A 12,435-nucleotide genomic window follows, 5' to 3' on the forward strand; every position below is an offset into this window, starting at 1 on the left:
TTCATGAGCAATCCCTCCGACACGCCGCGCAAGACGCCTCTGACCACTGCCTTCGGCGCCCCCGTGGTCGACAACCAGAACAGCCTCACCGCCGGCCCGCGAGGTCCCCTGCTGATGCAGGACGTGTGGCTGCTCGAGAAGCTCGCCAACTTCAATCGCGAGGTCATCCCCGAGCGCCGCATGCATGCCAAGGGCTCGGGCGCCTTCGGCACCTTCACCGTCACGCACGACATCACGAGGTTCACGCGCGCCAAACTCTTCAGCGCCGTGGGCAAGAAGACCGAGATGTTCGCCCGCTTCACCACCGTGGCCGGCGAACGCGGCGCGGCCGATGCCGAGCGCGACATCCGCGGTTTCGCGCTCAAGTTCTACACCGAAGAAGGCAACTGGGACCTGGTGGGCAACAACACGCCCGTGTTCTTCCTGCGTGACCCGCGCAAGTTTCCGGACCTGAACAAGGCCGTGAAGCGCGACCCCAAGACCAACCTGCGCAGCGCCACCAACAACTGGGACTTCTGGACCCTGCTGCCCGAGGCGCTGCACCAGGTCACCATCGTGATGAGCGACCGCGGCATTCCCGCGAGCTACCGACACATGCACGGCTTCGGCTCGCACACCTACAGCTTCATCAATGCGGCCAACGAGCGCTTCTGGGTCAAGTTCCACTTCAGGACGCAGCAGGGCATCAAGAACCTCACCGATGCCGAGGCTTCGGCCCTCGTGGGCGGCGACCGCGAAAGCCATCAGCGCGACCTGTTCGATTCGATCGGCCGCGGCGACTTTCCCAAGTGGACTTTGTACGTGCAGGTCATGGCCGAAGCTGATGCACAGAAGGTGCCCTACCATCCCTTCGACCTCACCAAGGTCTGGCCCAAGAAGGACTACCCGCTGATCGAAGTGGGCGTCATGGAGCTCAACCGCAACCCCGAGAACTTCTTCGCCGACGTGGAGCAGAGCGCCTTCGCGCCGGGCAACCTGGTGCCGGGCATCGGCGTGTCGCCCGACAAGATGTTGCAGGCGCGCCTGTTCGCATACTCGGACGCGCAGCGCTACCGCCTGGGCGTGAACCATCACCAGATTCCGGTGAATGCAGCGCGCTGCCCGGTGCACAGCAACCACCGTGACGGCACGATGCGCGTCGATGGCAACTATGGCGGCACGCCCCACTACGAGCCCAACAGCTTCGGCCAGTGGCAGGAACAACCCGACCACCGCGAGCCGCCGCTGAAGTTGTGCGGTGACGCGGACTTCTGGAACTTCCGCGAGGACGATGCCGACTACTACAAGCAGCCCGGCGACCTGTTCCGCCTGATGAGCCCCGCGCAGCAACACGTGCTGTTCGACAACACGGCGCGCGCAATGGGCGATGCCCCGGAGTTCATCAAGCGCCGCCACATCGAGAACTGCACCCGGGCCGATTCGGCCTACGGCGCAGGCGTGGCAAAGGCGCTGGGTCTGTAAGGCCGCGCTGCCTCAGGACAGAAGTTCGAGCTGCGCCGCGAGGAACTCGATGAACAGCCGCGCGCGCGCCGGCGCCTGGCGCCCGAAGGCATGCAGGGCCGATATGGTCACACGCGGCAACGGCTGCGATGGCAGCACGGGCACCAGTCGACCGGCATCGATGTCGTCCTGCACAAACAGGCGCAGGATCTGCACGATGCCCAGGTCGCCGAGCGCTGCGATGCGCAGTGCGACGCTGTTGTCCGTATCGAACACGCCGGGCGGATTCAACACGGTGCCATCGGCAAAGCGGATCGGAAAGGCCTTGCCGGCCAGCATGTAGCGCACATGCGCGTGGCTGTGCAGAGCCTCGATCGACGCGAGCGCGCCGCGACGCGCCAGGTAGCCGGGCGACGCCACCAGCACGAGCGGCAGGTCAGCGAGGCGTCGCGCGGTGAGGTCGGAGTCGGCCACCTGCCCTGCGCGAATGGCGATGTCATAGCCCTCGCGGATCAGGTCGACGTGGCGGTCGGCCAGACTCATCTCGAGCTTCAGCTCCGGGTGTTGGGGCAGGAACCTGCCGACCACCGGCTCCAGGAGGATGCGCCCCAGATCACCGGGCGCCGTGATGCGCAGCACGCCCTGCGCGACGCCAGCGGGCTGCATCACGTCGCCGGCCTCGTCGAGCGCGCGCAGCAGCGGCGCGATGCGCTCGTAGCAAGCGGCGCCTTCCTGCGTGAGCGACAGCACCCGCGTCGAACGCTGGAAAAGGCGCACACCGAAGCGTTGCTCCAACCGCGCCACGCCCTTGGAAACCGCCGATGGTGAGGTGCCCAGCACCCGCGCGGCCGCACTGAACGAGCCGGCCTCGACAGCAGTGGCAAAGGCCATCAATCCGGGTGCGTGAGCTAGAACATTCATTGAAGACTCCGAGGCACAAGTCTTTCCATTTTTGCCCACTACTGGAGTTCGCGTGGAGACCCTAGATTGAAGACTTCTCTCTTCGTTGAACAAGGAAACGCATCATGCAAAAACTCACTGGCAAGGTGGCCGTGATCACCGGCGGCAACAGCGGCATCGGCCTGGCCTACGCCCAGACTTTCGCGGCGGAGGGCGCCCACGTCGTCATCGTGGGGCGCCGCCAGGACGCAGTGGACACAGCGCTGGCCAGCATCGGCCCGGACGCGATGGGCTTCGTCGGCGACGTGGCCGACCTAGCGATGCACGACCGCCTGCTCGCAGCGGTGAAGGCACGCTTCGGCGCCATCGACATCTATGTGGCGAATGCAGGAACGGCCATCCTCGAGCCATCGTCTGCCGTCACCATCCACACCTACGACGTGCAGTTCGCGACCAACACGCGCGCGGTGTTCTTCGGCGTGACCAAGGCACTGCCGTTCATGCGCGATGGCGGATCGATCATCCTCACGAGCTCAATCGCCGGCAACAAGGTGATGGACAACCACGCGGTTTACGCCGGCAGCAAGGCAGCCATCGAAGCCTTCGCACGCAACTGGGCGCTCGAGCTCAAGGAGCGCCGCATCCGCGTCAACGTACTGAGCCCGGGTCCCGTCGACACGCCGATCCTCGGGAAGCTGGGCATCACGGACGCTGCGCGGCCTGAGTTCGACAAGAGCATGGCGGCAGCGATCCCGTTGGGCCGCATGGGCCAGCCGCACGATCTGGCGCAAGCGGCGCTGTTTCTGGCGAGCGACGACAGCGTGTTCGTCACGGGCGTCAACCTGAGCGTCGACGGCGGCATGGCGCTGACCTGACAGGCCGCGCGCCATGCCTGAAAACACGGCGCTCGGTTGTCAGGCCGGAGCCACGGTGCGCGGAGGGAGAAATCCCTTCGCATGGGCCAGGTCGGGCCACGGCATCACGGTTTCGCCGGCGACCAGCCACTTGCCGCCCTTGCGCCGAAGCCGCAGTTCGTAGAGCGCCGGATCGGCGTTCCGGCTCATGCGCCGAAAGAGGATCGCGGTGGCCTCATCGCCCTGCTCCTCGATGTGCAGGATGCGTTGTTCCGTCGACAGCGGTGCCTCGCCCGCATCGCGACGGCTTCTGAATTCGGCCATCATCTCCGACTTGGAAAAACGGGCGATCTCTCCCTGGGGCGTCAGTACCAGGAAGCCGAGGTCTTCGGTGTAGAGCGCTTCCATTTCATCCATCCGGTAGTGGCTTCCGGTGTCGGCGAGCACGTCGATGCTCGAGGCTTTCATCGTAGGAAGGGCTGCGTCGCTGCGGTAGGTCCGCGCAGGGACGCGCGCTGGTTCCGTTGCGGCATCAATGCCGGACGATCACGCGGTGCTCCGGACCTGCGGCCATGCCTTCTGGCGCCATCGCTTCAGAGGCGTGTCCACCAGATGCAGGCAGATGGCGGCCATCGTGAACGAGAACGCAAGGGTCGCGCTCAGCGTGATCCACAACGGCTGCGTATCGCGCAGCAGCAGCGCCAACGGGAAATGCCAGAGGTAGATACCGTAGGACAGCCGGCCGATGTAGACCATGGGCGCCGAGGCGAGAAACTTCGCTCTTCCGTGCTCTGCGGCGTAGCAGATCAGCACGAACGCGGACAACTCGGCCAACGTGATGCTCAGCGTGACCGCCTCGGTCTGGTGGCTCGTCGGCAGCGAAGGCAGGGCCATGAGGACCAGCAGCGCCACGCAAGCCATCGCAAGCACATGCTTCGATACCTTGAAATGGGTCAGCGCCGCAATGGCTCCGAGCAGGATTCCGCTCATCCGCGTGTCGAAGCGGAAATACGCCTGCGACCAGGTCCAGTTCATGGCCACGAAGAACCGCCATGCCGTCACGGCAAGGAATGCAAACACAAGCCATCGGACAGGATGCCGCGTTCGCAGAAGCAGCGGCAGTACCAGCGGCCACAGCAGGTAGAACTTCTCCTCCACGCCGAGGGACCACGTGTGCCCGATGGTGTAGGCCAGCTCCCAAAAGGCCAGCGCATAGTCGTAGACGTAGAGTGCGGCGAGCACGGCAGACAGCCAGCGATCTTCCGCCGGCCAGAGGATGGGGGCCAGCCCCACGTAGACCGCGATCATGAGCAGCAGCGTCGGATACAGCCGCAACGCCCGGCGCGCGTAGAAACGGCCGATCTCGATGCCGCCGTGGCGGTGCTCCGCCGTCAGCAGCGAAGTGATGAGATAGCCCGACAAGACGAAGAAGACGTCCAGCCCGATGAAGCCGCCATGCGCACCGGGGACCTCGCAGTGGAACAGGACCACCGAGAGGATGGACAGCGCGCGAATGCCGTCGAGCGCAGGGTTGTAGGGCAAGGACATCTGTCCGCGCTCAGCGAGTGGCCAGCGGGTCCGGCCTGCACGGCTGCAGGATCGTGGCACCGCACGCCGGATAGCTTGCCGGCCCCCTGACGTCCTTCAGTACGCCGAGCCGCACCACGGAGTCGTACGTCGCGTTGTGCAGCACATGAAGGCGCTGCTTCTGCGTGAAGGTGTCGAACACCAGGCCCCCGGTTTGGGCGGGCGTGTCGATCCAGATCCGCAGTCGCGAGCCCTTGCGAAAGTAGTGGCCCATCTTTTGGATCTCGACACGGGCAAGGACCGGCCGGCCCGGCAGCAGCGGCATTGGCTGCTCGGGGCGTTCAAGCCGGATGGGCAACAACGGCGTCGAGCGCGCAGTGTCCAGGGCGCGGTTCGACAAGCGCAACCAGCCCCGCTGGACATACGTCTCCTGCCCATCGGGCCGCAGTTCGGTGACGGTGACCTGCAGGTCGGCGTCGCCGGCACCGGCCGTGACCCAGAGGTCGGCGCTGCCCGGTCCGTAGACCATCATGTCTTCACCCAACGGTGTAGAGGTGTAGGCCACGCCCGTGGTCTTCCAGTCGGCGGACAGCGGCCCCCAGAAGCTTCTTCCCGCAATGTCGTTGACGACCACACCGGCGCCGGGATAGTCGAAGCCGTCGGCGGCTCCGGAACCAGGCGCATCGGCGAGGGCTTGGCCCGCAGCCAGGTGGAACGCCTTGACGGACAGGTCATCGCTGCGGATCGGCCCCCGTTGCACCACCCAGCGCGGCTTGGGAGAGACGCGTCGCTCCAGCGCATTGGCGCTCGCGCTTGCTTCGGCGGTCTCCATCCACACGGTGGTGCGCGGCGTGTCGCGTTCGAATCCGTTGTTTTCGCCCTTGACGAATCGGTCGAGAAATCGCACCGCCATCGCCTGGAAATCCGAGGCCAGGTACATGTCATGCCGGCCGTTGGTCTGCACCGACCACAGCATGGCCGGATCGAGCCGGGACTGGTAGTAGCCACTGCGCGGCGTGATGGCCTGGTCCTGGAACGCTTCGAGCGACAGCACGGGAACCTGCACGCGGTCGGCATGCGGTGCCAGGTCGAAGCTCTTCATATGGTCGTCCCGCAGGGGATGCGCCAGGAACAGGTGCATCACGGAGTTCGCATCCTCGGCCGCGAGGTTCTTCGGGATCTGCTCCAGGCAGGCCGCATCGCCCTCTTCCATGGCTGTCTGCGCAGCCACCTTCTCCCAGTACGCGCGCATGGAGCCACGCAAGGGCGTGATGAAACCGGGCGCCGGCACGCCGCCGGGCATCAGTGCATCGCGAAAGTCCGTCAGCACCATGCCGGGCACGATGGCCCGAAGGTGCGGCGGGCGTTGCTGCGCGGTCGCCAGTTGGGACGCCCCACCGTACGACCAGTTGACCATGCCGACCTTGGTGTCGGACCAGGGTTGCGACGCCGCGAATTCGACGGCTTCGGCGCCATGTCTTCCGAGTTGCGGACGCGTGTACTCGAGCGGGCCTGTGGAACAGCCACTGCCCGCGGCGTTGACGCCCATCACCGCATAGCCGGCCTCGACGAGGCGCTGGTCGAGCTCGACGGACATCGACGTCTTGTAGTGGAGGTAGGGCGTGCCGCCGATCGATCCGGCGTCGTAGCCGTTGATGCTCAGGATGACCGGGAACCTTCCCGATGCCTTCGGCAGCAGCACGCTGTAGCGCAGCCTGACGCCGTCGGAGGTCGTGAAGTAGCCAGCAATGCGCTTCGCCCAGAACGGTGCGGCCGGCCCCTGCGCGGGGAAATCGAAAGGCCGCGACGCGGGCAGGCCCGTGTCGGGATCCAGCAGGACATCCTGCCCATGTGCTGCGAGCGACGTGACGAAAGCCGTGGTGAGCGTGATGGCGGCGACGATGAACTTCTTCATGGTTCGTGTACTCAGGGGCTTGCTGGATCGGCGGCGGGTGGCGATGTTAGGGCATTGCTGCGTCACCGACAGTCCTTCACACGACAAACGTTGTGCCCCGGAAAGTACACCCGGGCCGACTCTGTCTTGTGACTGCGTTTGGCGAATGCGTACCGCGCCACCGAACCAATTGATGTCCGTCGCTCAACACGGTGCGGCCTCTCGCGTGGCTAGTGACAGGCCTCGCCGGAACCTACGATCGACGCGGCCTTCAATATCCCCACACACGCACCCTATCGAAGGTCCAGGCCATCGACTTCATGTGCGACTCGACGACGGAAAGATTCAGATGATGGATTCAGTGACCCCATTGAAAGGCGCATGCCGGAAGGCCGGACGCGCCGCCGCGTTTCACTGCGACAGCGACGGGATGAACCCGGCATGAACGATCGCGTGGACTTTCTGCGACGCGGCCTGCTGCGCAGCGCCGTGGCGGGTACCGGCATCGCCGGGCTGAACCTCGCCTTCGGTGGCAAGGTGGCATTCGCGAAGGGCATCGGATCACCGGCCCTGGCCCTGGCGCACCTGAAGAACGTCGATGCTGGCGTCCTGAACATCGCCTACTACGAAGCAGGGCCGGCGGACGGCCCCGCGGTGGTGCTTCTGCACGGCTTTCCGTATGACATCGAGGCCTACGCAGAAGTCGCCCCCATCCTGGCGGCCGCGGGTTGCCGGGTGATCGTCCCCTATCTGCGCGGCTTCGGCCCCACACGCTTCCTTGACGCAAGCACGCTTCGTTCGGGCGAATTCGCGGCGTTCGGTGCGGATCTGCTGGCGCTGCTCGACGCATTGGCGTTGCCGCGCGCCGTGTTGGCGGGATACGACTGGGGCGGCAAGGCGGCCAGTGCCGTCGCCGCCCTCTGGCCCGAGCGCTGCGCAGGGTTGGTGTCGGGCAACGGCTATGCATTCGCCGATCCGGCTACGGCATTGATCCCCGCGAAGCCCGACAGCGAAATTCCACTCTGGTGGCAGTTCTATTTCCAGACCGAGAGAGGACGCGCCGGCTACGCGAAGTACCGCCGCGAACTCAACCGGATCTTCTGGAAGCAATGGTCGCCGACGTGGCGCTTCGACGACGCGACCTTCGCCCGCACCGCCGCATCGTTCGACAACCCCGATCACGTCGATATCTCAATCCATTCATTCCGTCACCGCTTCGGCGCAGTCAAAGGAGACCCGGCCTATGCCGAGATCGATCGCAAGCTGGCCTTGCTGCCTGCGATACCGGTGCGCACGGTGACGCTGGACGGCGGCGACGATGGCGCCCATGCACCGACCGACGGTTCGGCCCAGGCGGCGAAGTTCACGGGGCCACGCACACATCGCGTGATACCGGGGGCGGGGCACAATCTGCCGCAAGAGGCGCCGAGCGCGTTTGCGGACGCGGTGCTCGAGCTCGTGCGCGCGGACCGTCGCACGCGTTGAGCTTGAGCAACATCGTGCCTCGAGGCGGTGCTTGATTCGGTGCGCCGCCGATCCTATACTTTCCAAAACAGGAAAGTATTAACTCCTCATGAACGCCCTCACACTGCACTACCACCCGCTCTCGTCCTACTGCCACAAGGTGCTGATCGCGGTCGACGCGCTGGGGATCGACGTAGAGAAGCGGTTGCTCAACCTGGGTGACCCCGAAGAACGTGCCGCGCACCTCGCGCTGTGGCCCACAGGCAAGATGCCGCTGCTGGTAGACCGGCTTCGGCCCGTGCCCGAATCGAGCATCATCATCGAGTACCTCCAGCGTCACCATGCAGCCTCGGGCCGCACCCTCATTCCGGAAGACCCGGACGTCGCGCTCGACGTGCGCTTGTGGGATCGCCTGTTCGACCTGCAGGTGATGACGCCGATGCAAGCGCTGACCGCCGACCTTCTGCGGCCCGAAGGCGGACGTGATGCACGCGGGGTAGCCAAGGCGCGAGAAGGCTTGTCGTCGGCCTACGCGTTCATCGACCGCCACCTGGAAGGGCGAACCTGGGTTGCCGGCAATGCCTTCAGCATGGCCGACTGCGCTGCGGCGCCCGCTTTGTTCTATGCAGTGACCTACGTGCCGCTGCCGGTGCAGCATGTGCAGCTGGCCGCCTACTTTGAGCGGTTGATGGACCATCCCTCGGTGGCAGCCACCATTGATGCGACGCGACCCTGGTTCAAGTTCTATCCCGGGCGCGCCGGTCTGTCGCGCCGCTTCTTCGATCCGGCGAGCGCCTGAGATGCGAGCAGCGATCGCCGAGCCCGCGCAGCTCGACCGCATGTTCTTCGCACTTGCCGACGCATACCGCCGCGGCATGCTCGATCGCCTGAGCCGCGGACCGGCCTCGGTGTCCGAGCTGGCCGCAACGCTCGGCATGGCGCTCCCTTCGGCCGTCAAGCACCTCGCCGTGCTTGTTGAAGGCGGGTTCGTCGCCTCCCAAAAGAGCGGCCGTGTGCGCACCTACACGGCCGAACCTGAGGCGTTCGATGCCATGGAATCGTGGGTCGCGAAGCGCAAGACGCTGCTCCACGCGCAATTCGACCAACTCGATGCCTATCTGGCCGAGCAAAAAGGCAAGTCATGAAGCACATCCCCGCCGCACACACCGACTTCGCCATCGAACGCGAACTCGACGCCTCGCCCGAGGACGTTTTTCAGGCCTGGGCCGATCCCGAGGCAAAGCGCCGCTGGTCCGACTGCCATGCCGAGTACACAACCGAGTACCGACTGGACTTCAGGCCGTTCGGCCATGAAACGCATCGGGTCGCCTATCCCGATGGCCGCATCCAGCAGCTCGAGAAAGTCTTTTTCGACATCGAACCCGCACGGCGCATCGTCTTCGCCTACGACATCCAGCTCGACGCACGCCGACTGTCGGTGTCGCTCGTAACGGTCGAGTTCTTGGCGCACAAGCATGGGACTCGCATGGTCTACAAGGAACAGCTCACGTACCTGGACGGTCATGAAGATCGCGCCGAGCGCATCCGTGGAACGGAAGAAGGCTTGGACCGGCTTCTGCTGGATATGGCACGGCGCTAGAACAGGTGCCCAGCCGTCTCTGCGCACTGCGCGGCGTCAGCCCGCTTCATCGCCACGACAGGGGGTTGCGTCGAAACCACCGATACCCTCATCGAGGTCTGCGGCACGGCGTGCACGTCAGAAGGTGTCAAACGTTGTTAAGGCGCTCGACGACAAACGCGGGATTGCGCCCGCGTCTTCCTCCGTGAGATTCGCTCCAAGCCACAAGGGCGTCGAACTCAGAGCCAAACCGCAGAGGCTCTTCTCGCCTTCCTCGCATCTTTGGTGTCTACGAGACAACAGGGTGATGCACTCTGGCCATCTACCGGCGTGCGATTCTCGTCAATAGCATCGGGTGCACTGAGTCAGTGACCAGCAGCTCCTTGCAGGCAACACCTGGAACTACTCACATGCACGGTTCATTGAGCGCCAACCTCCATGGATCGAAATCATTTCAAGGGTGACTTGATGAATCAAACTTTCAATGCGAGTTCTACGGCTGACGACGTTCTTGATGGTGTTGACCTTCGAGGCAAAAGAGTCCTTCTGACGGGGGTTTCATCCGGCCTCGGCGTCGAAACGGCGCGCTCACTGGTGGCGCATGGCGCGCACGTGATTGGAACGGCGCGTGATCTGCGCAACGCTCAGGCTGTCAGGACTGCCGTCCTTTCGAGTGCGGCGAATGGGGGAAGCTTCGATCTAGTGGAGCTCGACCTGTCGTCTCTGGAGAGCGTGCGCAGATGTGCGGACGGTATCGGAAAGGACGACTCGCGTTTCGACGTGATCATCGCCAACGCGGGAGTCATGGCCACGCCCGCAGGGCGCACACGCGACGGTTTCGAAACGCAGTTCGGTACGAACCATCTCGGTCACTTCCTCCTCGTGAACCGCTTGGAAGCAAGAATCGCTGACGGCGGCAGGGTCGTGGTCGTGGCGTCCGCGTCCCATCGCTCCGCCCCTTTCAGCCTCGACGACCTGAACTTCGAACACACCGCCTACGAGCCTCAACTTGCGTATGCGCGATCAAAGACGGCGAACATCCTGTTCGCAGTGGAATTCGACCGCCGTCATCGCGGGCGTGGTGTCCGGGCCGTCGCTGTCCATCCCGGAACCATTCGCACCGGACTCGGACGGCACATGGGGCAGGAAGCCATGGAAACGGCTATCGCGCAAATCAGCGCGTCGCTCGTGGCCGAGGGGCAAGCGCCATTCCAGTGGAAAAGTGTGGCGCAAGGGGCTGCGACCACCCTATGGGCCGGCCTGGTCGCCGCGCCGGCGGAGGTGGGAGGACGCTATTGCGAGAACTGCCACGTCTCCGAAGTGAACGACGGGCCTCTCAGCCCTTTTGCCGAAGGCGTTCGCTCCTACGCGTTGGACCCCAAGACAGCCACGCTGCTTTGGCGTCGCAGCGAGGACATGGTCGGCGAGACCTTCTGATTCGTGTACTCGGCAAACGCCATGGAGCGAAGCCCAGACCGTTCACGGCACCGCACTCCCGCTCCCGGGAGAAGCATTCTTCACTGAGCAGGATCTCCCGATGTCCGATCCCAACAATTTGCCCCGCCGCTCATTTCTGGAAAAGGCAGCAGTCGGTGTCGTTGCCTCCCAACTCGCAGCAAGCGTTCCAGCTTTTTCGCAGACGCGTGTCGCGTCGACGCCGCTCAGCCGCCTCGGGCCGCTCAAGAGCATCGAGGCCGGCGTGCTGAACGTCGGCTACGCGGAACTGGGGCCTGCCAACGGCGCGCCGATCCTTCTTTTGCATGGCTGGCCCTACGACATCCATACCTATGCCGAGGTTGCGCCGGTCCTGGCCTCACAAGGGTACAGAGTCATCGTTCCGTATGTGCGCGGCTATGGCACGACGCAATTCATTTCCAGCGACATGCCTCGCAACGGCCAACAGGCGGTGCTCGCCGTTGACATCATTGCGTTGATGGATGCATTGATGATCCAGAAGGCCACTGTCGGCGGCTGCGACTGGGGCGCTCGGACGGCCTGCATCCTCGCAGCCTTGTGGCCGGAGCGCGTCAAGGCTCTGGTCTCCGTCAGTGGTTATCTGATCGGCAACAGGGAGTCGGGCAAAGCTCCTTTGTCACCAAAAGCCGAACTTCAGTGGTGGTACCAGTACTACTTCGCCACCGAGCGCGGCCGTGCCGGCTACGAGAAGAATCGGCACGACTTCTCGAAGCTGATCTGGCAGATTGCTTCTCCCAAATGGGCTTTCGACGATGCCACCTTCGACCGCAGCTCTGCTGCCCTGGAGAATCCCGACCATGTCGCGGTAGTGATCCACAACTATCGCTGGCGACTCGGCCTGGCTGAAGGCGAATCAAAGTACGACGAGTTGGAGAACCGGCTCGCCAAGGCCCCAGTCATCACCGTTCCCACGATCACTTTCGAAGGCGATGCCAACGGTGCGCCGCACCCGGAGGCGAGCGCCTATGCCGGGAAGTTCTCAGGCAGATACGAACATCGCGTGGCCAACGGCGGGATCGGTCACAACCTGCCCCAAGAGGCGCCCCAGGCGTTCGCGGCTGCCGTGGCGGAACTCGCCCGCCTCTGATCCATTTTTTGCACGCCCCCGTTTCCAGGGACCGATACCAAAGCGGGGGATGGGCGTGACTTTCGGCGATTCAAAGAAAATCCTTCGCCTTCTGCCGCCGAGCCTCACCCAGGTCGTCATCGCTAGCAGATCGCCGGAGGAGGCTTTCGTACACGCGTAGTCCCGACCGTCCATGATGCTGGCAGTCTGGCGATACCAATGGCCGCCCGTTGAG

At 64.5% G+C, this 12,435-nt stretch carries 12 protein-coding genes; 8 read left to right on the forward strand and 4 right to left on the reverse strand.

What is annotated here, in order from left to right; translation table 11 throughout:
- Positions 1–3 precede the first annotated feature (3 nt).
- Complete coding sequence (locus RZE79_RS18170; protein ID WP_319355742.1) at positions 4–1,461, forward strand: catalase; 1,458 nt, start codon at positions 4–6, stop codon at positions 1,459–1,461.
- A gap of 12 nt (positions 1,462–1,473) precedes the next feature.
- On the opposite strand, the gene RZE79_RS18175 is transcribed toward RZE79_RS18170, so the two are convergent.
- Positions 1,474–2,361: a LysR family transcriptional regulator gene (locus RZE79_RS18175; protein WP_319355743.1), complete on the reverse strand. Its 888-nt coding sequence runs from the start codon at positions 2,359–2,361 to the stop codon at positions 1,474–1,476.
- A 104-nt stretch (positions 2,362–2,465) separates the two neighbouring features.
- On the opposite strand from RZE79_RS18175, the gene RZE79_RS18180 reads away from it, so the two are divergent.
- On the forward strand, positions 2,466–3,215 hold the full coding sequence (locus RZE79_RS18180; protein WP_319355744.1) for a glucose 1-dehydrogenase: 750 nt from the start codon (positions 2,466–2,468) through the stop codon (positions 3,213–3,215).
- 39 nt (positions 3,216–3,254) lie between these two features.
- On the opposite strand, the gene RZE79_RS18185 is transcribed toward RZE79_RS18180, so the two are convergent.
- The 3 genes from RZE79_RS18185 to RZE79_RS18195 form a co-directional block, all read right to left on the reverse strand.
- A complete protein-coding gene (locus RZE79_RS18185) occupies positions 3,255–3,641 on the reverse strand; it encodes a hypothetical protein (protein ID WP_319355746.1) in 387 nt (128 codons plus the stop codon).
- Between the two features lie 99 nt (positions 3,642–3,740).
- Positions 3,741–4,742: an acyltransferase gene (locus RZE79_RS18190; protein ID WP_319355747.1), complete on the reverse strand. Its 1,002-nt coding sequence runs from the start codon at positions 4,740–4,742 to the stop codon at positions 3,741–3,743.
- 10 nt (positions 4,743–4,752) lie between these two features.
- The gene (locus RZE79_RS18195) at positions 4,753–6,636 is read right to left on the reverse strand and encodes a CocE/NonD family hydrolase (RefSeq protein WP_319355748.1); all 1,884 of its coding nucleotides are present in this window, start codon (positions 6,634–6,636) and stop codon (positions 4,753–4,755) included.
- Positions 6,637–7,056: 420 nt separating this feature from the next.
- Between RZE79_RS18195 and RZE79_RS18200 the strand changes: the two genes are divergently transcribed.
- The 6 genes from RZE79_RS18200 to RZE79_RS18225 all read left to right on the forward strand — a co-directional run bounded on the left by RZE79_RS18200 (position 7,057) and on the right by RZE79_RS18225 (position 12,221).
- Positions 7,057–8,100 carry an alpha/beta hydrolase gene (locus tag RZE79_RS18200; protein ID WP_319355749.1) on the forward strand — a complete coding sequence of 348 codons (1,044 nt, stop codon included), beginning with the start codon at positions 7,057–7,059 and terminating at the stop codon, positions 8,098–8,100.
- Between the two features lie 88 nt (positions 8,101–8,188).
- Entirely contained in the window at positions 8,189–8,878 is a 690-nt protein-coding gene (locus RZE79_RS18205; protein ID WP_319355750.1) for a glutathione S-transferase family protein, read from the forward strand.
- A gap of 1 nt (position 8,879) precedes the next feature.
- A complete protein-coding gene (locus tag RZE79_RS18210; protein WP_162587716.1) occupies positions 8,880–9,224 on the forward strand; it encodes a helix-turn-helix transcriptional regulator in 345 nt (114 codons plus the stop codon).
- Positions 9,221–9,679 (forward strand): SRPBCC domain-containing protein, encoded by a 459-nt coding sequence (locus RZE79_RS18215; protein WP_319355751.1) that lies wholly within the window; start codon positions 9,221–9,223, stop codon positions 9,677–9,679. The genes RZE79_RS18210 and RZE79_RS18215 overlap by 4 nt, the downstream gene beginning before the upstream one ends.
- A gap of 447 nt (positions 9,680–10,126) precedes the next feature.
- On the forward strand, positions 10,127–11,095 hold the full coding sequence (locus RZE79_RS18220; RefSeq protein ID WP_373696575.1) for an SDR family NAD(P)-dependent oxidoreductase: 969 nt from the start codon (positions 10,127–10,129) through the stop codon (positions 11,093–11,095).
- Between the two features lie 100 nt (positions 11,096–11,195).
- A complete protein-coding gene (locus RZE79_RS18225; protein WP_319355753.1) occupies positions 11,196–12,221 on the forward strand; it encodes an alpha/beta hydrolase in 1,026 nt (341 codons plus the stop codon).
- Positions 12,222–12,435: the final 214 nt, after the last annotated feature.

Origin of the sequence: Variovorax sp. EBFNA2 (assembly GCF_033802765.1) — a bacterium.
Lineage (GTDB): Bacteria > Pseudomonadota > Gammaproteobacteria > Burkholderiales > Burkholderiaceae_C > Variovorax > Variovorax paradoxus_H.

Excerpts from the sequence above, each read along its gene's own strand:
- RZE79_RS18170 (WP_319355742.1), top strand. The coding sequence starts at position 4 with ATGAGCAATCCCTCCGACACGCCGCGCAAGACGCCTCTGACCACTGCC.
- RZE79_RS18175 (WP_319355743.1), bottom strand. The coding sequence starts at position 2,361 with ATGAATGTTCTAGCTCACGCACCCGGATTGATGGCCTTTGCCACTGCT.
- RZE79_RS18180 (WP_319355744.1), top strand. The coding sequence starts at position 2,466 with ATGCAAAAACTCACTGGCAAGGTGGCCGTGATCACCGGCGGCAACAGC.
- RZE79_RS18190 (WP_319355747.1), bottom strand. The coding sequence starts at position 4,742 with ATGTCCTTGCCCTACAACCCTGCGCTCGACGGCATTCGCGCGCTGTCC.
- RZE79_RS18195 (WP_319355748.1), bottom strand. The coding sequence starts at position 6,636 with ATGAAGAAGTTCATCGTCGCCGCCATCACGCTCACCACGGCTTTCGTC.
- RZE79_RS18200 (WP_319355749.1), top strand. The coding sequence starts at position 7,057 with ATGAACGATCGCGTGGACTTTCTGCGACGCGGCCTGCTGCGCAGCGCC.
- RZE79_RS18205 (WP_319355750.1), top strand. The coding sequence starts at position 8,189 with ATGAACGCCCTCACACTGCACTACCACCCGCTCTCGTCCTACTGCCAC.
- RZE79_RS18210 (WP_162587716.1), top strand. The coding sequence starts at position 8,880 with ATGCGAGCAGCGATCGCCGAGCCCGCGCAGCTCGACCGCATGTTCTTC.
- RZE79_RS18215 (WP_319355751.1), top strand. The coding sequence starts at position 9,221 with ATGAAGCACATCCCCGCCGCACACACCGACTTCGCCATCGAACGCGAA.
- RZE79_RS18220 (WP_373696575.1), top strand. The coding sequence starts at position 10,127 with ATGAATCAAACTTTCAATGCGAGTTCTACGGCTGACGACGTTCTTGAT.
- RZE79_RS18225 (WP_319355753.1), top strand. The coding sequence starts at position 11,196 with ATGTCCGATCCCAACAATTTGCCCCGCCGCTCATTTCTGGAAAAGGCA.